General features: G+C 71.2%; 22 protein-coding genes, 2 tRNA genes and 1 other RNA gene. 13 read left to right on the top strand and 12 right to left on the bottom strand.

Going from position 1 to position 24,931, the window contains the following annotated elements:
- Positions 1 to 80: 80 nt before the first annotated feature.
- Both SA2016_RS11635 and SA2016_RS11640 read left to right on the top strand, forming a co-directional pair.
- A complete protein-coding gene (locus SA2016_RS11635; protein ID WP_229710916.1) occupies positions 81 to 833 on the top strand; it encodes a mechanosensitive ion channel family protein in 753 nt (250 codons plus the stop codon).
- A gap of 1 nt (position 834) precedes the next feature.
- The gene (locus tag SA2016_RS11640; protein ID WP_084249470.1) at positions 835 to 1,272 is read left to right on the top strand and encodes a globin; all 438 of its coding nucleotides are present in this window, start codon (positions 835 to 837) and stop codon (positions 1,270 to 1,272) included.
- 49 nt (positions 1,273 to 1,321) lie between these two features.
- On the opposite strand, the gene SA2016_RS11645 is transcribed toward SA2016_RS11640, so the two are convergent.
- Both SA2016_RS11645 and SA2016_RS11650 read right to left on the bottom strand, forming a co-directional pair.
- Positions 1,322 to 1,996, bottom strand: a complete 675-nt coding sequence (locus SA2016_RS11645; RefSeq protein ID WP_244932801.1) for a DUF8185 domain-containing protein — start codon at positions 1,994 to 1,996, stop codon at positions 1,322 to 1,324.
- Positions 1,993 to 2,493, bottom strand: a complete 501-nt coding sequence (locus SA2016_RS11650; protein WP_066498198.1) for an acyl-CoA thioesterase — start codon at positions 2,491 to 2,493, stop codon at positions 1,993 to 1,995. The genes SA2016_RS11645 and SA2016_RS11650 overlap by 4 nt, the downstream gene beginning before the upstream one ends.
- Before the next feature lie 81 nt (positions 2,494 to 2,574).
- Here SA2016_RS11650 and SA2016_RS11655 point away from each other — a divergent pair, with 81 nt between their 5' ends.
- On the top strand, positions 2,575 to 3,477 hold the full coding sequence (locus SA2016_RS11655; RefSeq protein ID WP_066498200.1) for an acyl-CoA thioesterase: 903 nt from the start codon (positions 2,575 to 2,577) through the stop codon (positions 3,475 to 3,477).
- Between the two features lie 120 nt (positions 3,478 to 3,597).
- On the opposite strand, the gene ettA is transcribed toward SA2016_RS11655, so the two are convergent.
- On the bottom strand, positions 3,598 to 5,280 hold the full coding sequence (ettA, locus tag SA2016_RS11660) for an energy-dependent translational throttle protein EttA (protein ID WP_066498202.1): 1,683 nt from the start codon (positions 5,278 to 5,280) through the stop codon (positions 3,598 to 3,600).
- Between the two features lie 103 nt (positions 5,281 to 5,383).
- Entirely contained in the window at positions 5,384 to 5,998 is a 615-nt protein-coding gene (locus tag SA2016_RS11665; protein ID WP_066498204.1) for a single-stranded DNA-binding protein, read from the bottom strand.
- Positions 5,999 to 6,215: 217 nt separating this feature from the next.
- Here SA2016_RS11665 and SA2016_RS11670 point away from each other — a divergent pair.
- Positions 6,216 to 6,288 (top strand) — tRNA-Arg (locus tag SA2016_RS11670).
- A gap of 91 nt (positions 6,289 to 6,379) precedes the next feature.
- Here SA2016_RS11670 and SA2016_RS11675 read toward each other — a convergent pair.
- Positions 6,380 to 9,340 (bottom strand): glycoside hydrolase family 2 TIM barrel-domain containing protein, encoded by a 2,961-nt coding sequence (locus tag SA2016_RS11675; RefSeq protein ID WP_066498206.1) that lies wholly within the window; start codon positions 9,338 to 9,340, stop codon positions 6,380 to 6,382.
- A complete protein-coding gene (gene mptB / locus SA2016_RS11680) occupies positions 9,337 to 10,863 on the bottom strand; it encodes a polyprenol phosphomannose-dependent alpha 1,6 mannosyltransferase MptB (RefSeq protein WP_066498208.1) in 1,527 nt (508 codons plus the stop codon). The genes SA2016_RS11675 and mptB (SA2016_RS11680) overlap by 4 nt, the downstream gene beginning before the upstream one ends.
- Before the next feature lie 106 nt (positions 10,864 to 10,969).
- Between mptB (SA2016_RS11680) and SA2016_RS11685 the strand changes: the two genes are divergently transcribed.
- The gene (locus SA2016_RS11685) at positions 10,970 to 12,403 is read left to right on the top strand and encodes a glycosyltransferase 87 family protein (RefSeq protein WP_084249471.1); all 1,434 of its coding nucleotides are present in this window, start codon (positions 10,970 to 10,972) and stop codon (positions 12,401 to 12,403) included.
- A 103-nt stretch (positions 12,404 to 12,506) separates the two neighbouring features.
- On the opposite strand, the gene mptB (SA2016_RS11690) is transcribed toward SA2016_RS11685, so the two are convergent.
- Positions 12,507 to 14,066 carry a polyprenol phosphomannose-dependent alpha 1,6 mannosyltransferase MptB gene (gene mptB, locus SA2016_RS11690; RefSeq protein WP_141305512.1) on the bottom strand — a complete coding sequence of 520 codons (1,560 nt, stop codon included), beginning with the start codon at positions 14,064 to 14,066 and terminating at the stop codon, positions 12,507 to 12,509.
- A 107-nt stretch (positions 14,067 to 14,173) separates the two neighbouring features.
- Here mptB (SA2016_RS11690) and orn point away from each other — a divergent pair, with 107 nt between their 5' ends.
- The 3 genes from orn (at position 14,174) to def (ending at position 15,747) form a co-directional block, all read left to right on the top strand.
- Positions 14,174 to 14,827 carry an oligoribonuclease gene (gene orn / locus SA2016_RS11695; RefSeq protein WP_084249472.1) on the top strand — a complete coding sequence of 218 codons (654 nt, stop codon included), beginning with the start codon at positions 14,174 to 14,176 and terminating at the stop codon, positions 14,825 to 14,827.
- A gap of 116 nt (positions 14,828 to 14,943) precedes the next feature.
- A tRNA-His gene (locus SA2016_RS11700) sits at positions 14,944 to 15,016 on the top strand.
- A gap of 125 nt (positions 15,017 to 15,141) precedes the next feature.
- Positions 15,142 to 15,747 (top strand): peptide deformylase, encoded by a 606-nt coding sequence (gene def / locus SA2016_RS11705; RefSeq protein ID WP_066498217.1) that lies wholly within the window; start codon positions 15,142 to 15,144, stop codon positions 15,745 to 15,747.
- 87 nt (positions 15,748 to 15,834) lie between these two features.
- On the opposite strand, the gene SA2016_RS11710 is transcribed toward def, so the two are convergent.
- The 3 genes from SA2016_RS11710 to rnpB form a co-directional block, all read right to left on the bottom strand.
- On the bottom strand, positions 15,835 to 16,035 hold the full coding sequence (locus SA2016_RS11710; protein ID WP_066498219.1) for a hypothetical protein: 201 nt from the start codon (positions 16,033 to 16,035) through the stop codon (positions 15,835 to 15,837).
- Positions 16,036 to 16,086: 51 nt separating this feature from the next.
- On the bottom strand, positions 16,087 to 17,568 hold the full coding sequence (locus SA2016_RS11715; protein ID WP_066498222.1) for a glyceraldehyde-3-phosphate dehydrogenase: 1,482 nt from the start codon (positions 17,566 to 17,568) through the stop codon (positions 16,087 to 16,089).
- A gap of 225 nt (positions 17,569 to 17,793) precedes the next feature.
- An RNA gene (gene rnpB, locus SA2016_RS11720) (RNase P RNA component class A) lies at positions 17,794 to 18,192 on the bottom strand.
- A 73-nt stretch (positions 18,193 to 18,265) separates the two neighbouring features.
- Here rnpB and SA2016_RS11725 point away from each other — a divergent pair.
- A complete protein-coding gene (locus tag SA2016_RS11725; protein ID WP_066502411.1) occupies positions 18,266 to 19,030 on the top strand; it encodes a YaaA family protein in 765 nt (254 codons plus the stop codon).
- Positions 19,031 to 19,046: 16 nt separating this feature from the next.
- Here the strand turns inward: SA2016_RS11725 and SA2016_RS11730 are convergent, their stop codons facing one another.
- Both SA2016_RS11730 and SA2016_RS11735 read right to left on the bottom strand, forming a co-directional pair.
- Positions 19,047 to 19,781 (bottom strand): zinc ribbon domain-containing protein, encoded by a 735-nt coding sequence (locus SA2016_RS11730; protein WP_066498224.1) that lies wholly within the window; start codon positions 19,779 to 19,781, stop codon positions 19,047 to 19,049.
- A gap of 61 nt (positions 19,782 to 19,842) precedes the next feature.
- Complete coding sequence (locus tag SA2016_RS11735) at positions 19,843 to 20,760, bottom strand: Nif3-like dinuclear metal center hexameric protein (RefSeq protein ID WP_066502412.1); 918 nt, start codon at positions 20,758 to 20,760, stop codon at positions 19,843 to 19,845.
- Positions 20,761 to 20,841: 81 nt separating this feature from the next.
- Between SA2016_RS11735 and msrA the strand changes: the two genes are divergently transcribed.
- The 4 genes from msrA to SA2016_RS11755 all read left to right on the top strand — a co-directional run bounded on the left by msrA (position 20,842) and on the right by SA2016_RS11755 (position 24,773).
- A complete protein-coding gene (msrA, locus tag SA2016_RS11740) occupies positions 20,842 to 21,366 on the top strand; it encodes a peptide-methionine (S)-S-oxide reductase MsrA (RefSeq protein ID WP_066498225.1) in 525 nt (174 codons plus the stop codon).
- Positions 21,367 to 21,452: 86 nt separating this feature from the next.
- Complete coding sequence (gene cysK, locus SA2016_RS11745) at positions 21,453 to 22,388, top strand: cysteine synthase A (protein ID WP_066498226.1); 936 nt, start codon at positions 21,453 to 21,455, stop codon at positions 22,386 to 22,388.
- Between the two features lie 43 nt (positions 22,389 to 22,431).
- Complete coding sequence (gene epsC / locus SA2016_RS11750; protein WP_229710818.1) at positions 22,432 to 23,010, top strand: serine O-acetyltransferase EpsC; 579 nt, start codon at positions 22,432 to 22,434, stop codon at positions 23,008 to 23,010.
- Between the two features lie 140 nt (positions 23,011 to 23,150).
- Complete coding sequence (locus tag SA2016_RS11755; protein WP_066498228.1) at positions 23,151 to 24,773, top strand: purple acid phosphatase family protein; 1,623 nt, start codon at positions 23,151 to 23,153, stop codon at positions 24,771 to 24,773.
- The last annotated feature ends 158 nt before the right edge of the window (positions 24,774 to 24,931 follow it).

Consider the following 24,931-nt stretch of genomic DNA (forward strand, 5'->3'; position numbering starts at 1 on the left):
CCCTCGTGCCCCGCACGGCGTCGACCCCGTCCCCGACGCCCACTCCGGCCCCCACCACCGACACCCCGAGCCCGGTGCCCATCACCGCGGCCCAACTCGACAGCGCCGTCACCACCTTCAACCAGACCCTCCTCCAGATAGCGATCGCGGTCGGCATCGGGCTCATCGTGTGGCTCGTGGCGACCTACCTGATCCGGCAGGTCGTCAAGCGCATCCTCGCCGGCAGGACCCTGACGCAGCGGCGCATCTTCCGGTGGGCGGCGCCGGCGCTGCGGGCGCTGGACTCGGAGCGGAGGGCACAGCGAGCCCAGACGATCGGGTCGCTCCTGAATTCGGTGGTCGCCGTGGTGATCACGACGATCGTCGGCATGTACGTGCTCCGGGCGCTCGGCGTCGACCTCGCCCCCGTCCTGACCAGCGTCGGGATCCTCGGCGTCGCGATCGGCTTCGGCGCCCAGCAGCTCATCCGCGACTTCCTCGCCGGGATCTTCATCACCCTCGAGGACCAGTACGGGATCGGCGACTTCATCGAGACGGGCGCCGGAGAGGTCGCCGGCACGGTCGAGTCGGTCGGCCTGCGCATCACGCGGGTTCGGGCCGAGGACGGCACGATCTGGTACCTGCGCAACGGGGAGATCCTGCGTCTGGGCAACCGCTCCCAGGGCACCTACCTGCCGCCGACGACGGACCCCGCGGCAGCGGCCCCCACCTCCGGCGCGGCGGGCGGGGCCCACACCGACGGAGCGGCAGTTCCCGTGCACGAAGGCAAGGGCGCGCTCGGCCAGGCAGCGGGCGAACAGTACGGCAACGGAGGACAGAGGTCCCATGAGTGAGATGACCACGCCGGGCGCCCCGCGCGGAAACCAGCCGAACCTCCTCCAGGGCTCGGCCGCGGGGGCTTCCTTCTACGACCTCGTGGGCGGCCACGAGACCTTCGTCAAGCTCGTCGACACCTTCTACGAGGGCGTGGCCGACGACCCGCTGCTGCGCCCCATGTACCCCGAAGAAGACCTCGGACCCGCTCGGCACCGCCTGACCATGTTCCTCGAGCAGTACTGGGGTGGGCCGGGCACCTACAGCGCAGAGCGGGGGCACCCGCGCCTGCGCATGCGGCACGTGCCGTTCAAGGTCAACCCCGAGGCACGCGACCGGTGGCTCCACCACATGCGGGCGGGCGTGGACGCGCTCGGCCTCGCCCCCGTGTACGAGGCCACCCTGTGGGACTACCTCGAGCGCGCGGCGCACTCGCTCGTGAACACGTTCGACGGGTGAGGGGCGCCCGGCCGGGAGGCCGGGCATGGGGGTGGCCGCCGCTGGGCGGCTAAAGGCCCTGCAGCACGGCCGGCCGCCGGCACAGCACGTGTCCCCGGCTCGAGGACAGCCGGGACCACGGACCGCAGGAGAACCACTGCAGGTCCTCCCCCGGCGCGATGAAGCCGAGCAGGTGGGCGGCGAACGCGGCCCCCGCTGGGAGAGCCGGGCACGGCTCGAGGTCCCGGCCCCACACCGCGGCGCGCACACCCTGCAGCACCGCGGCGCCGGGCTGGTCGGGGACCGTCGCGGCGACCTCCGCGATGCCCGCTTCCGCGGCGGCCCGCACGGCGTCGGCGTCCACTGTGCCCTCCGGTGCCCACGGTCCGCGCGGTGGCGTCACCGCCGCCCACGGCGCACGGACCTGGGCGGGCGGAAGCTCGAGCTCGGTGCCCGATCCCCCCAGGCGCGCGAGCCGGTCGAACACCGAGGCGATCGAGACGGTCACATCGGCCTGGGCGGGACGGGCGAGGCCCGCGGTCCGGAGCCCCAGGACGGTCGGGACGGGCTCGCCGAGGGCCCGTGGGCCCATGACCAGCACGTAGGCGGCCAGCACGCTGCCCACGGCCTGGAGCCGCACGGCGCCGTCCTCGACGGAGCGCGCCCTGGAGAGGAAGACCCTCAGGTCCTCGATCGCGCGCGGATCGCCGAGGTCCAGCACGGTGTCCGTCCCCGAGGTCCTCACGCCTGCCCCGCCTCGGCCGGGAGCGGCGGACGGCGGCGGAAGGGAACGTCCGGGCCGGCGAAGTGCGCGAACTCCGCCCTCATCCCCTCCGGCAGCCGCACGGGGCGCCCCGTCGAGCGGCTCACCAGCACCATCGACGTCGAGCAGTTGGCGCACACGGCCCCGTCCTCGGGGTCGATCACCGCATAGCCGAGGTCGAAGCTCGACCCACCGACCCGCGTCACCCAGAGGTCCACGGCCACCGGCTCACGGCGGTACATGAGCGGAGCGAGGTACTCGATCTCGTGCCGCCCCACCAGGGTGAAGTTCTCGGGGGTGACGAGGTCCGCGAGGGTCTGCGCGCCGTCGCCGCCACGGGGCGCGCTCCTGAGCGGCTCCCGGAGCCAGTGGACGCGGGCGTCCTCGAGGAACTGGAGGAACCGCACGTTGTTCACGTGGCCGTAGGAGTCGACGTCGCCGAAGCGCAGCTGGAGGGGAAACCGGTAGGCGGAGGGCATGGATCCATCTTCGCACCCGCTGGAGAGGCCCCCACCGCGGCCGGCTGGCAGCGGGCTGGCCCGTGCGTCTAATGTCGTGCCATGACGTCAGCCGCGCGCCGGTCCGGCCCCACCGGAACCCTGCTCACCCTCCTCGACCTCGACGATCTGGGAGGTGCCCGCACCGACAAGGACGTGTTCGTCGGCCCGAGCGAGCGGCAGCCGCGGCACCGGGTCTTCGGCGGGCAGGTCCTCGCGCAGAGCCTCGTCGCCGCCTCGCGCACGGTGACCGGGGAGCGCCCCGTCCATTCCATGCACGCATACTTCCTGCGGCCCGGCGACGCGGACAAGTCGATCACCTTCGGCGTCGAGCGGCTGCGGGACGGCCGGTCCTTCTCGGCCCGGCAGGTCCACGCCTACCAGGACGGCAACCCGATCCTGTCGATGATCGCCTCGTTCCAGGAAGAGTCGGAGGGGGTCGAGCACCAGTCGGCCATGCCGGAGGGGATCCCCGATCCGGAGTCGCTGCCCAGCACCGCCGACCTCCTGGGGGAGATCGACCACCCTGTCGCCCAGTACTGGGCGTTCGACCGCCCGTTCGACGTCCGCCACGTCGACCCCGCGATCTACATCTCGTCCTCCGGACCGCAGGTGGCGCGCAATGCCGTCTGGATGAAGACCATCGAGCCGATGCCCGACGACGACATGCTGCACCGCGCCGCCCTGGCGTTCGCGAGCGACTACACGCTGCTGGAGCCGGTCCTCCGCCGCCACGGCCTCTCGTGGATCACGCCGGGGATGAGCGTCGCGAGCCTCGACCACGCGATGTGGTGGCACCGGCCGGTGCGGGTCGACGAGTGGCTGCTCTACGTCCAGGAGTCCCCGAGCGCCCAGGGCGCCCGGGGGCTGGGCGCCGGCAAGGTCTTCAACCGCCACGGAGTCCACGTGGCCAGCGTCGCCCAGGAGGGCATGGTCCGCCTGCCCTATCTGGAGGGCCCCGCCTAGCGGCGGAGTCTGCCGGGCCCAGTGGCCCCGGCTCCTGCGGCCGCCGTGCCGGCGCGCAGACGACGAGGGGAGGCCGGCCCAGCGGGCCGGCCTCCCCTCGTCGGATCGGAGCGTCCGCGATCAGTCGCGGGTGAGCTTGCGGTGGGTGACCCGGTGCGGCTTGGCTGCCTCGGGCCCGAGGCGGTCCACCTTGTTCTGCTCGTAGGACTCGAAGTTGCCCTCGAACCAGTACCAGCTCGACTCGTCCTCGTCCGTGCCCTCGTAGGCGAGGATGTGCGTGGCCACCCGGTCGAGGAACCACCGGTCGTGGGAGACCACGACGGCGCAGCCGGGGAACTCGAGCAGGGCGTTCTCGAGGCTCGAGAGCGTCTCGACGTCGAGGTCGTTCGTGGGCTCGTCGAGCAGGAGGAGGTTTCCGCCCTGCTTGAGCGTCAGCGCGAGGTTGAGCCGGTTGCGCTCTCCGCCCGAGAGCACGCCGGCCTTCTTCTGCTGGTCGGGGCCCTTGAACCCGAACGCGGAGACATAGGCGCGCGAGGGCATCTCGACCTGGCCGACCTGGATGTGGTCGAGCCCGTCGGAGACGACCTCCCACAGGGTCTTGTTGGGGTCGATGCCGCCGCGGCCCTGGTCGACGTAGGAGATCTTGACCGAGTCGCCGATCTTCAGCTCGCCGCCGTCGAGGGGCTCGAGGCCGACGAGCGTCTTGAAGAGCGTGGTCTTGCCGACGCCGTTGGGACCGATCACCCCGACGATGCCGTTGCGCGGCAGGGAGAAGGACAGCCCGTCGATGAGCACCCGGTCGCCGAAGCCCTTCTTGAGGTCCTTCGCCTCGATGACGAGCTGGCCGAGGCGCGGACCCGGCGGGATCTGGATCTCCTCGAAGTCGAGCTTGCGGGTGCGCTCGGCCTCGGCGGCCATCTCCTCGTAGCGGGCGAGACGGGCCTTGGACTTCGTCTGACGGCCCTTCGCGTTGGACCGGACCCACTCGAGCTCCTCCGAGAGGCGCTTGGCGAGCTTCGCGTCCTTCTTGCCCTGGACCTCGAGACGGGCACGCTTCTTCTCGAGGTACGTCGAGTAGTTGCCCTCGTAGGGGTAGAGGCGGCCGCGGTCGACCTCGCAGATCCACTGGGCGACGTGGTCGAGGAAGTAGCGGTCGTGGGTCACCGCGAGCACGGCGCCGGGGTACTCCGAGAGGTGCTGCTCGAGCCAGAGGACGCTCTCGGCATCGAGGTGGTTGGTCGGCTCATCGAGCAGCAGGAGGTCGGGCTTCTGCAGCAGGAGCTTGCACAGCGCGACGCGCCTGCGCTCACCTCCCGAGAGCACCTTCACGTCAGCGTCCGGCGGCGGGCACCGCAGGGCATCCATGGCCTGCTCGAGCTGCGAGTCGAGGTCCCAGGCATCCGCAGCGTCGATGGCCTCCTGGAGCTTGCCCATCTCCTCGAGCAGCGCGTCGTAGTCCGCGTCGGGGTTCGCCATCTCCTCGGAGATCTGGTTGAAGCGCTGGATCTTGCCGTAGATCTCGCCGACGCCCTCCTGCACGTTCCCGAGGACGGTCTTGTCCTCGTTCAGCGGCGGCTCCTGGAGGAGAATGCCGACGCTGTAGCCCGGCGAAAGCCGGGCCTCCCCGTTGGACGGGGTGTCGAGGCCCGCCATGATCTTGAGGATGGTCGACTTGCCGGCACCGTTCGGCCCCACGACGCCGATCTTGGCTCCGGGGAAGAACGACATGCTCACGTCGTCGAGGATGACCTTGTCCCCCACGGCTTTGCGGGCCTTGGTCATGGTGTAGATGAATTCCGCCATGGCCTTAAATCTAGTGCTTCGCGCGCACGATCACACATCCGGCACCGGTCGCGGGGAGCCCTTCAGGCCAGCCGTCGGGGCTCCCCTGCCCACGCACGGCGGCTCACGCCGACATGAGCCGCTCCCCGGGGCCGGCGTCAGCGCTCCGCTCTGCGCCCTCGTCCCCGTCCTGACCCTCGTCCCCGTAGGCCGCCGCGGCCTCGTCGCCCGGGGGGAACGCGCCGTCCTCGCCGAAGTCGGGCGCCACGCCCAGGAAGGGGTCCTCGGGGGCACCTTCGGCCGCGACCTCACCGGTGACGGGATCGACGACGCCGACCCCGGCCACGGTCTCGGCGCCCCGCGGGAGCTGTGCCGGCTCGTCCCGGCGCCGGTTCCACCGGCCCATGCCGAGGGCGAGGTCGTGTCCCACGGACGCGGCGATGAGGTCGGCCTCGGTGCCGGGCGTGCCATCGGCCCGTTCGAAGTTCCGGATCTGCAGGCGTCCCATGACGATCAGCCGGTGGCCCTTGCGGACGCTGTCCGCGACGTTCTCCGCCATCGGCCCGTAGCACTGGATGTTGTACCAGCTCGTGTGGTTGTCGACCCATGACTGGCGCTCGCGGTCGAACCGCCGGTCGTTCACGGACATCCGGAACCGGCAGTAGGGCGTGTTGTGCCGCGTCAGTCCCACCGTCGGCTCGGTGCCGACCCAGCCGCGCAGGGTGATCGTGTCGTTCATCTGAAGACCTCCAGTCCGAGGCCCTCCGGACTGGAGGGCTCGGAACCAGCCTGTCGGCGGGACAGGTGCAGCAGAAGCGCGTCCGGCACGTATGTGGACGACGCGCGGCCCGCGGGCGCTGTGGAGGAGAAGCTGGCCCGCGTGAGGACTGCCGCGGGCCCCTCGGCCGCGGCGGTGCGACAGTGCCGCGCGGGGCGGGATAGACTTTCACAGGCCCGCCCCAGTAGCTCAGAGGATAGAGCAGGAGCCTTCTAATCTCTTGGTCGGGGGTTCGATTCCCTCCTGGGGCGCTCGGTAGTGTCCCGGACCCTGGCCGCCGGGGCCTCGCGACATCGACGGCACCCCCGGTCCGAGCACCGGGGGTGCCCGCCCGTCTCCGGCCTAGCCTCCGGATCCCTTGCGGCCGGCAGCCTCGGCCCGGAAGCCGAGCGAGAGCCGGAACCGGCGGGCGTCCAGGCGGTACTGCGGCAGTTCCACTGGTCCGCACGCCCCGCTGCCGAGACCGTGGTGCTCGGCATCGAGGGTGACCCACAGCCAGTGCGGGTCCGGCACCAGATCGGTCGGATGCGCCGCAGCGGCGAGGGCCTCGCTGGTCCAGGGGCGGGCCGTGAGGATGAAGGGGCCGCCGGTGACCGTCAGCGCGGCCGCCCCGCCGGACAGCGTCACGCGGCGCACGCAGCGCCGGGCACCGTTCTCCTGGGGGCGCACGCAGGGCTCCTGGAGGTCCGCGACGCACGCGGTGAACCTGCCCTGTCGCACCGATGCCACCGCGTCCGGGTAGGACTCCCCCGGGCCCAGCCCGAGCCATTCGACCCGTCGCAGTGCGGCAGGCACGGCCAGGCGCACGCCGAGGCGCGGCACCGGAACCTGCCAGGCGCCCAGAGGCGAGCCGACGACGTCGAGGTGCAGCCCGCCGTCGTGCGCGTGCCAGCGGTACTCGACCTCGTACCCCACGTCGCGGCCCGCGGGCATGACGTGGGCGACGACGCTCAGGGCCCCCTGTTCCTCCGCGACCGAGACGGTGCGGTGCCGGAGCCTGTCGAGGCCGAGCGCCCTCCACGCCGCGGCGGGCGCCGTCCCCGGAGCCCGCTCGTCGTTGTCGGTGGGCGCGCGCCACAGGTCCAGCCGGGGTCCGACCAGCGGGACGCCGGCCAGCTCGGCCAGCCTCCCCGCAGCGTCGAAGCGGCCCGGGCCGAGCTGCCAGCCGCCGGCAGCAAGGGGCAGGCACGGCGCGTCCCCGGCGGGCCTGCTCGGGCGGCGGGGCGGCTCTTCCGGCCGGTCCACGCGGGCCTGTCCGAAGGCGACCTCGTGCCCGGCACCGGCCCACGGGGCCGCCTCCGCGAGGTGCGCGGACACCGTCAGCCACCGCTCCGGCCCTGGGGGCGGCGGCGGGGCCGCTGCGGAGCGGGGCAGCGGGACGTCCGCGCAGCCTCCCGGCTCCAGCGCGGGGACGTCGAGCACGCCGGAGGCGACGGCCTCGCCGTCGTCCTCGATGCGCCAGCGGTACGCGAGGTGGGACGTGTCCCGGTGGGCCAGCCGCGAGCGGACGCGCACCCCGTCAGGCCGCGGCTCGAGGACTACCGGAGCGTACGCCACGGCCAGCTCGGCGAGCCCGGAGGAGGGGCGGCGGTCCGGGAAGAGGAGGCCGTCGGCGACGAAGTTGCCGTCGTGGACGTCCTCGCCGAAGTCGCCCCCGTAGGCGAAGAACTCCGCGCCCGGGGTGGGGCCGCCGGGTGCGCGCTGGGCGATGCCGTGGTCGATCCACTCCCAGACGAAGCCTCCGGCGATCCGGGGGTACGCGTCGAACAGCGCCGCGTACTCTGCGAGGCCCCCGGGGCCCGTGCCCATGGCGTGGGCGTACTCGCACAGGACGAACGGCAGGGCCCGCCGGTGGGCGTCCGCCGCGGGACCGGAAGCGGGCGGTTCCTCGCCGCGGCCGATGAGCTCCGTCTCTGCGTGGTCGGCGTACATGCGGGAGTACACATCGACGTACGTGCTGTCCCAGTCGCCCTCGTAGTGGATGAACCGGTCCGGGTCGCGCTGGCGGGCCCACGCGGCCATCGACTCGAGGTTGGCGCCCCGCCCGGACTCGTTGCCGAGGGACCAGCCGACCACGCAGGGATGGTTCTTGTCCCGTTCGACGGTGCGGGTCATGCGGTCGAGGAACGCGTCGCGCCAGACGGGTTCTCCGCTCGGATTCCGGTGCCAGCCGACCTTCACGAAGCCGTGGGTCTCGAGGTCGCATTCGTCGAGGACCCACAGCCCGTATTCGTCGCACAGGGCGAGGAACCGCGCGTCCGGCGGATAGTGGCTCGTGCGCACCGCGTTGATGTTGTGCCGCTTCATGAGCTCGACGTCGGCGCGCATCGTGTCGAGGTCGAGGGTGCGTCCGGTGCGCGGATGCCATTCGTGCCGGTTGACCCCCCGAAGCTTCAGCGGGGCGCCGTTGACGGTGAGCGTGGCGTCCTCGATCGCGACCGTCCGGAAGCCGACCGCGATCCGCACCGTCTCCCCGGGAGTCGAGAGGGTGCCACGGTACAGCCGCGGCACCTCCGCACTCCACGGCTCCACGCCCTGCACCACGAGCGGCTCGTTGGCCGGCGCCTCGATCCCGAGTTCGGGCAGGTGCACGACGGCGCCGCGCGGGCCCTCGACGAGGAGGGACCCTTGGCGGGCGGCGGCATTGAACCCCGCGTGGACGAAGAGGTCATCGATGCCGTCTGCGGGCCGGTGGAGGAGGGTGACCGGCCGGAAGATCCCCGACAGCCACCACATGTCCTGGTCCTCGAGGTAGGAGCCGGCGGACCATTGGTGGACGCGCACCGCGATGAGATTCCCGGTGGGCCGGACGCCGGCGGTGACATCGAACTCGTGGACCAGCCGGGACCCCATGGCATCCCCGATCCGCTCTCCGTTGAGGTAGACCTCGAACGCCGAGTCCACGCCCTCGAAGCGCACCACCCAGCGCCCGCCTGCCGGAGCAGACGGCAGGTCGAACCGGCGGCGGTACTCCCCGGTCTGATTCTCGTCCGGCACGTCCGGCGGATCCAGCGGGAAAGGGTAGGTGACGTTCGTGTAGGCAGGGGCCGAGTACCTGGGCGGGCCCGGGACGCCCTCGAGCTGCCAGCAGTGCGGGACCTGCACCCGGGCCCAGGAGCCGTCGTCGAACCCGCTCTCCTCGAAGCCTGCGGTGCCCGCGGCGGTGGCGGAGCAGCGGAACGCCCAGGCGCCGTCGAGCGGGAGGCTGGCCGCATCGGTGTCCAGGAGCGCCCGTGGAGCCAGCGCGCCGTGGTGCGGCGCGGTGTCGGTGAACCATGCGGGCCCTTGCCTGGCAGCGGTCATGGGGTCCTGCTGCGGGACGGGATCAGCGGTGCGAAGAGGACACGGGTCTTCCAGTCCCACAGCACCATGTAGGAGACGAACGCCACGCTCAGCACGATCGCCACGGCGCGCACCACCGCGAGCGGGATCCACTCGAACACGTCGAGCTGGTCCGTGATCGCGATGACGGTGAAGAACACGGTCACGAGGTAGTAGGCGAGCAGCTGCCAGCCCTTCCGGACGCCGACCAGGGCGAACAGGGCCATGAGCCACGTGATGTACCACGGCTGGATCATCGAGGCGGTCATCACCACGGCGGTGAAGGCCAGGGCCATGCGCAGGAACACCTGGTCGCTGCGGCCGCGCAGGATGAACCAGAGGGCGATGACCGCTCCCACGATGGTCCCGACCCGCTTGATGAGCCCGGCCACGAGGTCCGGGTCGCCGCCGGCGAGCTGGGTGATGTCGCCGGCGATGACGGAGAGGAGCCCGAACGGCGCGTACCAGATCCACAGCGCCCCGGGGGTGGCCATCGCGGGGACCCACCCGAACCAGAGGCCCGAAACGGCGCCGGCGGCTGCCAGCAGTGCGAGGGAGATTGCCGCGGTCGCGGCCCAGTACAGGATGCGCCTGCCCCAGCCGGCGTCCCTGCCGGCCCAGATGAGGCCGATGAACGGCAGCGCGAGGATGGTGATGGGCTTGATGAGGATCGACACCGTGACGATGACGACGGCGAGCACGGGCCTGCGCCGGACGGCCGCGAGGAGCCCGAGGAGCAGCAGGCCGAGCATGAGCGCGTCATTGTGGATGCTGGCGACGAAGTTGATGACGAACAGCGGGTTGACCACGGTCAGCCAGAGGGTCTTGGACGTCCCGAGTCCGAAGTGCTCGGCAAGGCCGACCACCGCGACGGCGCACAGCGCCACACCGCCGACGGCGACGAGCCGGAACAGCACGATCGCCACCTCGAGGTTCCCACCGCTGAGCCACACGATGCCCTGCTCGATCCACAGGAACAGCGGGCCGTAGGGCGTGGGTGCCTCGGTCCAGAGCGAGTCGGGGCCCAGGTTGTGGTAGTTGTTCAGCGCGGAGATGCCGTTCACGTACGGATCGAGGCCGGCCGCCATGAGCCGGCCCTGGCCGATGTAGGCGTACACGTCCCGGCTGAGCAGGGGGAACGTGACCATGAACGGGGCGCACCACAGGGCGGCAATCCTGACCGCGACGCGGGGGTGCACCCCCGTCCAGTCCCCCACCCGCTGGCCCAGGCGGAGCCACGCCCGCACGAGCAGGAGGCCGCCCGAGGCGACCAGGACGGTGCACAGCACCACGAGGACGGGGTTGTCCCGCAGGACGATGAAGAACGGCACCCGGATGAGCGAGGACCCGTTCGCCATCCAGCCCACGCCGAGACCGCCGACCGCCATGGCGAGCGCCGAGGCGAACCCCTGCCACACGGCGATGCGGCCCCCGCCCGGAAGCCCGGCGATCGTGCCGGCGGCGCGGGGGACGCTCAGGCTGCCGCCTGCCGGAGGCTGAGGCATCACGGTCCCTACTGTTTCGGAAGCGCTGGCTCGGGAGCGCTGTCTCTCAAGCGCCGGACGGGGGCGGCCTGCTGGGCGCCTTCCCCGTCGGCATGACATCCTCTCGATGCTATCAGCCGGCAGCCGCGGCCCCGCGGGGCGCCGGGGGCCCGCTGGTAGACTTGCGGGCGGTCGCGAGCCCCGTGCGGCCCGCCGGTCCGTAGCGAGGAGAACAGCCATTTCCATCCAGCCTGCCCGCCCCGCGGACAAGAGCCAGCCCGCGGACGAGAGCCGCTCCCCCCAGCCCCGCCGCCTCATCGCGTGGCTCCTCTCCCCCGCCGGGCTGCTGACCGGCTACCTCGCCGTCCACCTCGGCTACCTCGCCTACCTCTCCATCTTCGTCTTCCAGGGGCAGGCGTTCAGCGACACGAACATCTACCGCGCCTGGGCAGCGGCAGGCTTCCCCCAGAACGTGCAGCCCTCGCCGTGGGTCTACCCGATGGTCGGGCTCCTGCCGATCTGGATCTCGGGCCTGGCCGGCCCGGGCCCCTTCCTCATCGTGTGGGTGGTGCTCACGTCGCTGCTCAACGGCGCGGCCCTCGGCATCCTCAGCGGCTGGGGCCGGAAGGCCGAAGGCGTGCGCGCGGGATGGTGGTGGCTCGTCTTCATCACCCTCATGGGCCTGCTGGGCTTCGCCCGGGTCGACGGCGTGACGGCGCCGATCGTCCTCATGGGCCTGAGCCTCGGCGTGGCGAGCCCCTTCGCGGCGTCCGCCATCCTCGCCTTCGCCACCTGGATGAAGATCTGGCCCGCCGCCGCCCTGCTGCCGCTCTTCGCCGTGGTCCGGGACCGCTGGAAGGTCATCGTGGGCGCCGCGCTCGTCACGGCCGCCGTGGTCGCTGCGGCCGCCGCCCTCGGCGTGCTCGGCCACCTGCTCGACTTCCTCACCACTCAAGGTTCGCGCGGCATGCAGCTCGAGGCCACGTTCACGACGCCGTGGCTGTGGATGTCGGTGCTCGGCCTCGGCGGCGCACACATGTACATGAACACCGAGATCAACTCGATGCAGGTGGACGGGCCCGGCTCGACGGTGGCCTCGGCGCTCATGCAGCCGCTCTTCGTCGTGGTGGCCGCGGCCATCGCCGGGGCCATCTTCTGGGCGCTGCACGAGGGGAAGAAGCGCGGCCACGAGGACCGCTCGGAGCTCCTGCTCGCCGGGGCACTCGCCATGGTGAGCGCCTTCATCGTGTTCAACAAGGTCGGCTCGCCGCAGTTCATGGTCTGGCTCGGCCCCGTCGTCGCGCTCGGCATCGCCCAGGACAGGGCTGCATGGCGGGTGCCCGCGCGGCTCCTGCTCGGCATCGCGGTGGCGACCTACTTCATCTACCCGCTCTTCTATGACGCGCTGAGCCACAACAACCCGCTCATGGCCCTCGTGCTCACCGTGCGGAATGTGCTGCTCGTGGTCCTGTTCGTGTGGTCCGCGATCCGCCTCGTCCGACTCGGACGGCGTGGCGCGCCCGCCGTGCCCGCGCCCGGTTCCGGATCCGACGCCGCGTAGGCCCGCCGCCGCGCAGGGTCACCCGGCCGGCTCTGGGCCGGCCTGCGGTCTGGGCCGGCCCCGCTCGCCAGCCGGCAGGCCGGCCGCGGGCCGGCCCCGCCCGTCAGTATGAACCGCTCCGGCTGCTGCCCCGCTCGCGCGGACGCTCGAAGACGATGCGCCGGGTCTTCGGGTCCAGCAGGACGAGGTAGGCGACGAACGCGAGGGCCACAAGCCCCGCGAGGGCATCGGGCGGGAGCGGGATGTTCACGAACCCGAACACGTGCAGCTGGTCCTGGGCGCCGAACACCACGAAGAACACCACGGTGAGGTACCACAGCTTCACCTGCCAGTCGTCGCGGATCCCGGTCACCGCGAGGAACGGGACGAACCACAGGACGTACCACGGCTGGATGATCGGGCCGAGCACCACGATCGCCATGAAGGCCAGGCCGAGCCGGCGGACGACCTGCCGGTCGTCGCCGCGGAAGATGAGCCAGACGGCCAGGGCGATGCCCGCCCACTTCAGGACGCCGCGGTAGACCTCGGCGGCGTGGCCCCCGTCGAGGCCCATTGCGCCGAGCACGGCGGCCACGATGTTGCTCGTGAATCCCGAGGGCGTGTAGGCGATGAAACCGGGCGTCGGATCGACGATCGCGTTGACCCACCCGAAGCCGAGCCCGTACACGAACGAGCTCACGACGAACAGTCCCAGGCAGATGAGGCCTGTGCCGGCCCAGCAGAGGAACTTGCGCGCCCAGGAGGCCCGGGGGCCCGCCCAGAGCAGGCCGATGAACGGCAGGACCACCGCGGTGATCGGCTTGACGCCGATGGAGACGGTCGTCAGTGCGATCCCTGCGAGCCAGTTGCCGCGCGCCGCGTAGTAGACGCCGGCGACGGCGAAGCCGATCATGAGCGCCTCGTTGTGGGCGCTGGCGATGCACGAGATGAGGAAGAGCGGGTTGGCCACCGTGAGCCAGACGGCTCGTGCGCCGTCCACCCCGTGGAGCTCGGCGAGCCGGTAGCCGTAGTATGCGCACAGTGCCACCCCGCCGAGCGCGAGGACGCGGAAGAGCAGGACGGAGAGATCGGGCTGTCCTCCGGTGAGCTGCACGATCCAGCGTTCGAACCAGAGGAAGTAGGGCCCGTAGGGGGTGCGCGTCGACGCCCAGGAGGGGTCCGTGCCGAGCTCGAGCCAGTTGTTCAGGCTCGAGATGCCGGTGTCGTAGGGGTTCAGGCCGGCCGCCATGAGCCTGCCCTGGCCCACGTAGGCGTAGACGTCCCGCGAATAGATCGGGACGGCGGCCATGAGCGGCAGGCCCCAGAGCAGGACGGCCGCGACCGTGGGCCGGATCGTCCCGGGTCCCCAATGGCGCAGCCGCTGCCCGAGCCTCAGCCAGGAGCGGGTGAGGAGCATGGCCCCGATCACGAGCGCGATGATGCAGGCGGTGACGCCCCATGTCTCGGTCCGCAGCATGATGAACAGCGCGGTGCGGTTGAACTGCGAGGCGTCCGCGAGCCACCCGACGCCGAAGGAGCCGACCACGATCAGCAGCGATCCGATGAATCCCTGGCCGAGGGCCCAGTGCGGGGGCTGGTTCACGCCCGCCGGAGGAACCGACGTCCACAGGGAACCCAGCCGCTCGAGAATCCTCCCGGGCAGGGCAGGGCGCTGTGAGGACATGGGTCACCCCTTCTGTCGGTGCGGGAGAGGCTCATTCTAGCATCGGCGCCCCCGCGGGGACCGGCCGGAACCGGGTGCCGCATCCCGCTTGGCGGTAGTCTGGGCCGGTGCCCATCAGCAACGAACACATTGTCTGGATCGACTGCGAGATGACCGGCCTCGACCCGGTCGCCGACGCCCTCATCGAGGTGGCGGTCCTCGTCACCGATTCAGAGCTCAACGTCCTCGGCGACGGAGTCGACGTCGTCATCAAGCCCTCTGAGGAGGCCCTGGCCGGCATGGGCGACTTCGTCCGTGCCATGCACACCGAGTCCAAGCTGCTCGACGAGCTGCCCCGTGGCATGACGATGGAGGCGGCCCAGGCCGAGGTCATGGCCTACATCCGGGCGTGGGTCAAGGAGCCGAACAAGGCCCAGCTCGGCGGCAACTCCGTCGGGACGGACCGGCTCTTCCTGGCCAGGGACATGCCGGAGGTGATCGAGTACCTGCACTACCGCGTCATCGACGTCTCGACCATCAAGGAGCTTGCGCGGCGCTGGTACCCGCGGGCCTACTTCCAGTCGCCGGCCAAGACCGGGAACCACCGTGCCCTGGGTGACATCCGTGACTCCATCGACGAGCTGCGCTACTACCGCGAGACGGTGTTCGTCCCCGCGCCCGGGCCGGACTCCTCGGCGGCCCGCGAGGCCGCGGAGCGGATCTCCTCGGGAGCGACCGGCACGGGGACGCCGGCGAGCCGCGAGGCCGCAGAAAAAAGTTAGTCCGGAGCCGCCGTTTTGGTCATGAGCACCGGCGCGGAGCAGGTAGACTATTTCTCGTTGCTTTCACGGGGAAGGACGGCTGAGCGAGCTCGGCCCATCTCCCGAGAGTGAACGCGGTGGGTATAGCTCAGTTGGCAGAGCGTCTGGTTGTGGTCCAGAAGGTCGCGGGTTCGAGCCCCGTTACTCACCCGAAGAGGCCGGGTCTCCGGTCACCACGAGGCCGCCGGGGATGTCCCCCGGCGGCCTCGTCGTTGTCCCTCGCCGTCCCGTCGATCCGTGAGGGCGAATGCCCGGCACAGAACAGGAGCCGATCCGTGGCCGTCCGTCCCATCACCATCTGGGGGGAGCCTGTCCTCCACCGCCGCGCCTCCGAGGTCACCGAGTTCGACGGCGCCCTGCGGGCCCTGATCGAGGATATGCACGAGACGAACGAGGCCGCCCACGGAGTGGGCCTGGCCGCCCCGCAGATCGGCGTCGGGCTGCGGGTCTTCGTGTACAAGTTCAACAATGACGACGGCGTGCCGCCCCGTGGCGTTGTGGTCAACCCGCGCCTGACCCTCTCCAAGGTCCCCGGCGCGGCGCCGGACCCCGAGGAGGACGAGGAAGGCTGCCTCTCCTTCCCGGGCGAGGGCTACCCGCTGCAGCGCGCCGAGTGGGTCAAGGTCGAGGGGTTCGACGGCGACGGACGCCCGCTCGAGTTCGTGGCGACGGGCTGGTTCGGCCGGGTCATGCAGCACGAGTACGACCACCTCGACGGCAAGCTCTACGTCGACCGTCTGATCGACCGCTACGCGAAGAAGGCTCGGCGGGCGGCGCGCAAGCACGGGTGGGGCGTCCCCGGCCTGACGTGGATGCCCGGGGTGGACCCGGACCCGTTCGGCCATGACGACCACGACCACGACGTGCACGAGCACATCTGAGGCACGGCCCCGCGGGGCCGTCCAGGACGCGCGAAGGGCGCCGCACCAGATGGTGCGGCGCCCTTCGCGCATCGTGTCGGGACGGTCCTACTGCTCGCGGATGACCCGCTGGAGATCCTCGTCCGCCGCCCGCTGGAGCTCCTCCAGCTGGGCGACGCGCTCGGGACTCACGTCCCCGCGCGCGAGGGCCGCCTTCGCGTGGTCGACGAGCAGCTTTGCCTGCTTGGCGTTGGCCTTGGCGACGTCGAGCGCGTGCTCGAGCGTGCTCTCATGCTCTGTTGCTTCCATAGGTGCATCTTGCCCCTGGGCCATCGCCGAATCCAGCTTCCCCGCCGATTGCTACCGAGATGTCGCCAGCGTGTACTCGTCGGCGGCGGTCTGCACGGGGAACGACGGCGCGTGGTCGCCGGCCATGTCCTCGAGGACACGCACCACCTGCGAGCTGTAGCCGAACTCGTTGTCGTACCAGACGTACAGCACGAGGTTCTTGCCGGTCGAGATCGTCGCGAGGCCGTCGACGATCCCGGCGCGGCGCGAGCCGACGAAGTCGCTCGAGACGACCTCGGGCGAGTCGATGTAGTCGATCTGCTTGCGCAGGTCCGAGTGCAGCGACATCTCGCGCAGGTACGCGTTGACCTCGTCCTTGGTGGTCTCGTTGTCCAGGCTGAGGTTCAGCACGGCCATCGACACATCCGGGGTGGGGACGCGGATCGCGTTGCCGGTGAGCTTGCCGGCCAGCTCGGGCAGGGCCTTGGCCACCGCCTTGGCCGCGCCGGTCTCGGTCAGGACCATGTTGAGCCCGGCAGCGCGGCCGCGGCGGTCGCCCTTGTGGAAGTTGTCGATCAGGTTCTGGTCGTTCGTGAAGGAGTGCACGGTCTCGACGTGGCCGTGGACCACCCCGTACTTGTCGTTGATGGCCTTCAGGACCGGCGTGATCGCGTTGGTCGTGCACGAGGCAGCCGTGACGATCCTGTCGGCGGCCGAGATCGAGGTGTGGTTGATCCCGTGCACGATGTTCGGCAGGTCGCCCTTGCCCGGGGCGGTCAGGAGCACGCGGGCCACGCCCTTGCTCTGAAGGTGCTGGGCCAGGCCCTCCGCGTCGCGCCACTTGCCGGTGTTGTCGACGACGATCGCGTCCTCGATGCCGTACTGCGTGTAGTCGACGGTGGCCGGGCTGTCCGAGTAGATGACCCGGATGAGCGTGCCGTTGGCGAGGATCGTGCTGTTCTCCTCGTCGACCGTGATGGTGCCCTCGAAGGCGCCGTGCACGGAGTCGCGGCGCAGAAGGCTCGCGCGCTTGATGAGGTCCTTCTCGGAGCCCTTGCGGACCACGATGGCGCGCAGGCGCAGGCCCGCGCCGCCGCCGGCGTGCTCGATGAGGATCCGCGCGACGAGGCGGCCGATCCGGCCGAAGCCGTAGAGCACCACGTCGGTGCCCTTGCGCGGGTCGGCGCCGTGCTTGCCTACGACCTCGGCGAGCTCGGCGCGCAGGAAGTCCTCGAGGGAGAGGGTCTGCCCCTCGGCCCGGAACGCCTCGTTCAGGCGCGCGATGTCGATCGAGGCGGCCCCGAGCTCGAGCGTGTCGAGGGCCTTGAGGATCGGGAGGGTCTCCTCGAGCGCGAGCTCCTCGCTGTCGATCTGGCGGGCCCAGCGGTGGGCCTTGAGCAGTCCGACCACGGACTGGTTGATGAGGCTGCGGCCGTGGACCGAGGTGACCACGTTGTTCTGGCGGTAGAGCCGGCCGATGACCGGGATCATCTCCTCCGCGGCGGCCTCGCGTCCGATCCACGTGCCGAGTGCGGTTTCCGTCGTTGTGCTCACACAGGTGCCTTTCTCTGCTTCTCGCACGCCGTCGTGCGTATACCCGCCGTGGGTGTCCAGGGGTTGGTCAGCGGGCATGAAAAGAGCCGGTCCTGCGATCGCAGAGCCCGGCCCGTGGAGAACTTCTACGTTCTCTTCCAGTGTACTGAGGCTGCCGCACGGCCGCCGCCCCAGGCCCTGTGAACCTACTCACAGCGCCCGCTGGGGGCACGCGGCAGGGGTGTGAGGACAGGCCGGCCTGTGAGCCGGGTTCTGTCTCCGCGCCGGGTTGCCCCGGCGCGGGAGGCGACCATCCATCTAGGACCGCCGTTGCCGGCGGCCTCGAGCGGCCTACCCGGGCGCTCGGGCGGGCAGCCCTCGATCGCGCCCTGTCTGGCCTTGCTCCGGGTGGGGTTTACCGAGCCTCCCCGGTCGCCCGGGGAGCTGGTGGTCTCTTACACCGCCGTTTCACCCTTACCGCGGACGCGGCGCCAGGCGCCTGTCCGCGGCGGTCTGTTCTCTGTGGCACTGGCCTGCGGGTTTCCCCGAGTGGGCGTTACCCACCACCCTGCCCTGCGGAGCCCGGACTTTCCTCGCGGCGCCCTGGCTTACGCCAGACCGCCCCGCGGTCGCCCGGCCGACCTGTCCTCTCGTTCCCAGTCTATAGGGCCGCTCTCGGCCTTCAGGTGTCCGGCCGGCTGCCGGGTACGATGCCGTGGTGCTCATCCTGCTTCCGCCCTCTGAGGGCAAGACGCCCGCGCCCTCCGGTCCCGCCGTCGACCTCGGTTCGCTGAGCTTCCCGCAGCTCGAGGTGGCCCGGAAGGAGGCACTGGAGGCCCTCGCCGAGGTGAGCGGGCGCGAGGACGCCCTCGAGGTGCTCGGCGTCGGGCCGTCGCTGGCGCACGACGTCGAGCGGAACCGGCGGCTCGCGACGGAGCCGGCGGCTCCGGCCCACGCCGTCTATTCGGGGGTGCTGTACGAGGCCCTCGGCTACGCGGGCCTGACCCCTGCGCAGCGCCGCAGGGCCGACGACTGGGTCGTCGTGGTCTCGGCGCTGTGGGGCGCGGTGGGGTTCGCGGACAGGGTTCCGGCGTACCGGCTCTCGATGTCGGCGGCCCTGCCCGGGCTCGGGCGGCTCGCCTCGTACTGGAAGCCCCTCCTCGCCGAGGCACTGGCAAAGCGCGCAGCCGGGGAACTCGTCGTCGACTGCCGCTCGAGCACGTACGCCGCTGCCTACGCTCCCCCGCCGGCCGCGACCGTCACCGTCGACGTGTTCAGGGAGCGGAATGGGAAGCGCAGCGTCGTGAGCCACTTCGCCAAGCACCACCGAGGCGACCTCGTCAGGCACCTGCTCACGCGTCGCGGCAAGGCGCCTGCCACGCCGGAGGCCCTGCTCGCCGCCGCGGCAGAGAAGTGGGAGGCGGAGCTCGTCCCTGGCACGGCGCGCCGCCCGCACTCCCTCGCGCTCGTGCTCAGGGACTGAGGGCAGGGACGCCCGCTCAGGCCCACTCGGCCGAGCGGACCAGGATGCACCCGGAGTCCGGGCAGAAGACCACGTCGTCCTCGGCGGCGCCCCGGATCGCTGCCAGGTCCCCGGGGCTCAGCGCCATGCCGGAGCCCTCGGACGTGCCGTGGAAGAGTCGCGCAGCGCCCACTCCCCGCTTGGCCAGCGTCTTCTCGTAGATCCCCACGAGGCCCGGCTCGATGCCCCGGGCATACTCGGCGCGCTCCTCGGCCACCGTGGCCCGCTCAGCGGCGATCGATGCGAGCTGCGCATCGATCTCCGCGCGGAGATCCTCGCTCGCGCCGCGCGCGTCCCCGAGCGCCTCGGCCGCGGACCCCTGTGCCGCCCGCAGGCCGTCGAGCCGCTCGAGGACCTCGAGCTCGGCGTCCTCGAGGTCGCTCTGGCGCGCACGCAGCCCCGCGATGTCCTTCTGGAGGGCCTCGAGGTCCTTCGACAGGCCCCCCGCGTAGAGGCGGTCCTCGTCCCGCGCGATCCGGGTGGAGGCCTCGGAGACCTTCGACTCGATCCCGGCAAGCTCTGCCTCGGTCTCCGCCACCGCCCGGTCGGCCTCGCCCGCCGCCGCCGAGGCCTGCTCGAGGGCGGCCTTCGCCGGGGCGAGCCGGGGGTCCGTCTCGAGGCTCCGGCGGCGCACCTCGAGCGAGCGCAGCCGGGCGTCCAGGGCCTGCAGCCCGAGGAGCTTGAGCTGTTCGGCGGCCGGGGCCTTGGGCATCGTTCCTCCTTAGGGGCCGCTGCCCTGGGTGGCTGGGCGGAGGCGGCCGGTGGCTGCGACTCTATCCCTCGCCCGGGGTGAGGATGAAGTCCCAGGGATCGGTGTTGATCGTCGAGACCCTGATGTCGAGGCTGTGGCCCTGGTCGGTGAGGACGTTGTCGAGCGCGGAGGCTGCGGCGGGGAGCCAGAGCCACTCGCTCGCGAAGTGGCTCACGTCGATGAGGTAGGGGCGCCCGTCCGGGGACGCCTCGCGCGCCTCCGAGGCGGGGTGGTGCCGCAGGTCCGCGGTGATGTAGACGTCCGCCTCGGCCGCGCGGACGGCGTCGAACAGGCTGTCACCCGCGCCACCGCACACGGCGACGCGGCGCACGAGCCCGTCGCGGTCGCCGGAGACGCGGACGCCGCCGGCCACCGCCGGCAGGATGCCGAAGAGCCGCCCGGCGAGATCTCCGAGGCTCGTGATCTCGCCGAGGTCGCCCACGCGCCCGATCCCCTCTTCGGGCAGGCCGGCGGCGGCCTTCGTCAGCGGCGCGACGTCGTCGAGCCCCAGCGCGTCGGCGAGCACATCGGAGACGCCGCCGACGGCGGAGTCCCCGTTCGTGTGGACGCTCACGAGGGCGGTGCCCGACTCGATGAGGCGGTGCACGGCGCGACCCTTGGGGGTGTTCGCGGCGACGCTCGTGACCCCCCGCAGCAGCAGCGGATGGTGGGCCACGATCAGGTCCGCCTCCCATGCCGCGGCCTCCTCGATGACCTCAAGGACCGGGTCGACGCAGAACAGGATCCTGCGCACGGGCTGGGACGGGCGTCCCGTCACAAGGCCGACGGCGTCCCAGCCCTCGGCGAGGGACTCGGGCCACAGCTCCTCGACGGCCAGGAGCACGTCGGCGAGCGTCACGCCCTCTGCGGCGCCGGGGGTGCCCTCCGGGGCTCCCTCCTCGCCGGGCTCGGCGCTGGGGCCGGTGGACTCGTCCTCCAGCGGGGCGGGGCCGTTCTGCTCTGTCACGAGGCGAGGTCCTCTCTCGGGAATCTTCCGCGGGCTGCGGACATTGTAGGCAGCATGAAGACTTTCATTCTGGGCGGCGGCTGCTTCTGGTGCCTCGACGCGGTCTACCAGAAGACCCGCGGCGTCTCCTCGGTGGTCTCGGGCTACACCGGCGGCCACTTCCCTGACCCTGACTACTACAGCGTGTGCTCCGGGATGACGGGGCACGCCGAGGTCGTCGCAGTCACCTTCGACGAGGAGGTCATTCCCCAGGAGACCGTCCTGGACATGTTCTTCGCCCTGCACGATCCGACCACGCCCAACCGGCAGGGCTACGACGTCGGCACCCAGTACCGCTCGTCCATGTTCTACCTGACGGATGAGGAGAAGGAGCTGTTCGAGCGGGCGATCGAGCGCAACCAGTCGCTCTGGAACACCCCGATCGTGACCGAGGTGAGCCGGGCTGGCACCTTCTACCCTGCGGAAGACTTCCATCAGGACTACTACGCGAAGAACCCGGACGCGGGCTACTGCAGCGTGATCATCAACCCCAAGCTCGCCAAGGCCAGAAAATATTACTCTCAGTGGCTGATTTCCTAGCCGCCCTCCGGCGCGCTGGCTAGGCTGAAGCCGCAGCCGGCCCCTACGGTCAGACTGTCACGCCTACTGCAGAAAGCTAAGGACTCATGGCACGCATCTACGACGACGTCACGCAGCTGGTCGGCAACACCCCGCTGGTCCGGCTCAACCGGCTCACGGAAGGCCTGGAGGCCCAGGTCGCGGTCAAGCTCGAGTTCTACAATCCCGCCAACAGCGTCAAGGACCGCATCGGCGTGGCCATCATCGATGCTGCCGAGAAGGCGGGCGCGCTCAAGCCGGGCGGGACGATCGTGGAGGGCACCTCCGGCAACACGGGCATCGCCCTGGCCATGGTGGGCGCCGCCCGCGGCTACAAGGTGATCCTGACGATGCCCGAGACGATGTCGACCGAGCGCCGCGTGCTGCTGCGCGCGTACGGTGCCGAGATCGTCCTCACCCCCGGCTCGGACGGCATGCGTGGCGCCGTGGAGAAGGCCCAGGAGATCGTCGCCAACACCGAGAACTCGATCTGGGCCCAGCAGTTCGCGAACCCGGCCAACCCTGAGGTCCACCGGGCCACCACGGCCGAAGAGGTCTGGAACGACACTGACGGCGGCGTCGACATCTTCGTCAGCGGGATCGGCACCGGCGGCACCATCACCGGTGTCGGCCAGGTCCTGAAGGAGCGCAAGCCGGGCGTGCAGGTCGTGGCCGTCGAGCCGAAGGACTCGCCCATCCTCAACGGCGGCCCCGCCGGCCCCCACAAGATCCAGGGCCTCGGCGCGAACTTCGTGCCCGAGATCCTCGACACGAATGTGTACGATGAGGTGCTCGACGCGACCCTCGAGGACTCCGTCGCAGTGGCGCGGGACCTCGCCGCCCAGGAGGGCATCCTCGGCGGCATCTCCTCCGGCGCCATCGTCTGGGGCGCCCTCGAGCTGGCCAAGCGTCCCGAGAACAAGGGCAAGCTGATCGTCGCCATCGTGTGCGACTTCGGCGAGCGCTACATCTCCACTGTCCTCTACGACGACATCCGCGGCTAGGGGCACGGGCTCCGGCTCGGCGGAAGGAAACCTGTTGTCTCTGATCAAACGCACGGTGGCGCGGCTGAGGGAAGACCTCGAGGCCGCGGCCGCGCACGACCCGGCTGCCCGCGGCAACGTCGAGAACTTCCTCGCTTACTCCGGGCTGCATGCCATCTGGATCCACCGCCTCACCCATGCCATGTGGCAGCGCGAGGAACTCCGCCTCCCGGCCCGGCTGATCTCGCAGGCCGGCCGCTTCCTCACCGGCATCGAGATCCATCCCGGTGCGACGATCGGGCGCAGATTCTTCATCGACCACGGGATGGGCGTGGTGATCGGGGAGACGGCCGAGATCGGCAACGACGTGTTCCTCTACCACGGGGTCACCCTCGGCGGCCGCTCGCTCGCGAAGGTCAAGCGGCACCCCACCATCGGCGACGGCGTGACCATCGGCGCGGGCGCGAAGGTCCTCGGACCCATCACGATCGGGGCGGGCAGCGCTGTGGGCGCCAACGCCGTGGTGGTCAAGGATGCCCCGCCCAACTCGATCGTCACGGGCGTGCCCGCGACCTGGCGCCACCGGGACGCGGCGAAGGAGACGAAGCCGGCCGTCGACCCGGCGGAGTACTACTACATCTAGCCCCGACGGAACCACGCACGACGGCGCCGCTCCCCGCGCGGGGTGCGGCGCCGCCGTCGTCCGCGGATGTCTTCGGAACGTCCACCCTCCGTTAAGGCGCGGTTGGCCTCGGGCGCACCCGCGCGCGGCATGCTCTGCCCATGACGAACCCCCCTGAGAACTCCCCCGTCACCCGCCGGCGCCTCCTCCTGGGCGCCGGCCTCGCCGCAGCCGCCGGGACCGTGGGCTTCGCGGCCCCGGCGCAGGCGTCCCCGGCGGCCGGAGCATCCGGCAAGGACCTGCCCGGCTCGCTCTCGGCGACGGACCCCACGGCCGTCCCGACGGTCGACGGACTCCACCTCCAGTTCGGCTCGGACGCCTCGAGCGAGATGGTGGTCTCGTGGCACACGCTCCAGCCGGTGCGCGGGGCCCGGGTGGTCCTGGGCGATGGCCACGGTACCTTCGACAAGGCGGTCGAGGCGACGACCCGCAGCTACGTGGACGCCAAGTCCGGCCAGAAGGTGTACGCGCACCATGCGGTCCTGTCCGGCCTCGCCGCGGAGACGGGCTACCTGTACGCAGCGGTCCACGCCGGAGCTGCGCCGCAGTTCGGGACCTTCACCACCGCACCGCGCGGCCGCGGCCGCGTGACCTTCACGAGCTTCGGCGACCAGGGCACCCCCACGCTCGGCAAGAAGCTGGGCACCTCGTGGGCCAACGACAACCTCGGCTCCCCCGCCGCCGGCGACACGACAGGCGGCGTCGAGCGGGTGCAGCCCATGTTCCACCTCTTCAACGGGGACCTCTGCTACGCGAACCTCGCGACGGACCGGATCCGCACGTGGTGGGACTTCTGGGCCAACAACTCCCGCAGCGCCCGGAACCGGCCGTGGATGCCCTCGGCCGGGAACCACGAGAACGAGCTCGGCAACGGTCCCATCGGCTACGCGGCGTACCAGACGTACTTCCAGGTCCCCGAGGCCTCCGGACAGACCGACGTGACGCGGGGGCTGTGGTACAGCTTCACCGTGGGCGCGGTGCGGGTCATCTCGCTCGCGAACGACGACGTGTGCTACCAGGACGGCGGCAACTCGTACGTGCGCGGCTACTCGGGCGGTGCGCAGAAGGCCTGGCTCGAGAAGGAGCTCGCCGCGGCCCGCTCGGACCGTGACGTCGACTGGATCGTCGTGTGCATGCACCAGGTGGCGATCAGCACGGCCAACAACTTCAACGGCGCCGACCTCGGCGTCCGGCAGGAGTGGGTGCCGCTGTTCGACAAGTACGGCGTCGACCTCGTGGTGTGCGGGCACGAGCACCACTACGAGCGCTCGCACCCGATCCGCGGGCACGAGGCGAACCAGACGATGACGCCGGTGCCGGCCGGCACCGACACGCGGACCATCGACACGACCAAGGGCACGGTGCACATGGTCCTGGGCGGCGGCGGGACCTCAGCTCCGTCGAACCAGCTCCTGTTCACCCCGCCCGAGTGCCGGGTGATCGTCTCGGTCTCGGACCAGCCGGATCCGACGACGCACCACCGGGTGCCCGTCTACGTGCACGAGCCGGCTCCCTGGTCCGCCGTCCGCGATGCCGCGAACTCCTACGGCTTCGGCGCGTTCGAGGTCGACCCGGGGACACCCGGCGGGGACACCACGATGAAGGTCACCTACTACAACGTCACCGGCGTGGGCGGGGGCCTGGAGGCCTTCGAATCCTTCACGCTGCGACGTCCGCGCTCGGACGCCGGCCGGTCGGCCGGCGCGCCCGGGCAGCAGGGCTGACGCCGCCCGTCGGCACCGGCGACCCACGCACGACGGCGCCGCCCACCTCGCGAGGTGGGCGGCGCCGTCGTGGTTCGGGACGCGGCTCCCGGAGGGCGACCCCCACGAGGTGACCTCCAGAAGGTGACTCCCAGGAGGTGACCTCCAGAAGGTGAGTT

The sequence above is a fragment of the Sinomonas atrocyanea genome (assembly GCF_001577305.1).
Classification (GTDB): Bacteria; Actinomycetota; Actinomycetes; order Actinomycetales; family Micrococcaceae; genus Sinomonas; species Sinomonas atrocyanea.